Origin of the sequence: Pseudacidovorax intermedius (genome assembly GCF_001476815.1) — a bacterium.
Classification (GTDB): Bacteria; Pseudomonadota; Gammaproteobacteria; order Burkholderiales; family Burkholderiaceae_C; genus Xenophilus; species Xenophilus intermedius_A.
Map to the genome: position 1 here is coordinate 1 of NZ_LDSL01000285.1, position 453 is coordinate 453.

A 453-nucleotide genomic window follows, 5' to 3' on the forward strand; every position below is an offset into this window, starting at 1 on the left:
TGTGATGATTGTGCCACTCATTAACACGTATAAAAGCACCAAAGAGATTGCGTTAAACCGTTTACCCGCGACTTTCGTTTTGAAATGCAATCACGACAGCGGCAGTACGATAATCTGTAAAGACAAAGCGACGTTCAATATCAAAGCCGCTTTACTGAAGCTGGATTTAGCGATGAAAAAGAATATGTATTACACCACTCGGGAATGGCAATATAAAAACATCTCGCCGATGATTCTCTGTGAAGAATATATTGAATTGTTTGCAGGCCGTGAAAGAAGTACAACGCCTGAGATGTTGCGTATCCATTGTTTCAACGGTAATGCCAGCATTATTGAGGCGGATTTTACGGATGAGCAGGGCAGGGAATATGTCAATGTCTACAACAGAAAGTGGGAACTGCAGCCTTTCCAGATTGACTATCCTCATCATCCTGCGCCGATAGCCGAGCCCAC

At 43.5% G+C, this 453-nt stretch carries 1 protein-coding gene; it reads left to right on the forward strand.

The genetic code is table 11. From position 1 onward, the window contains the following. The coding region (locus NS331_RS25935; RefSeq protein ID WP_206597373.1) for an ATP-grasp fold amidoligase family protein at window positions 1-453 on the forward strand (453 nt) is incomplete at both ends.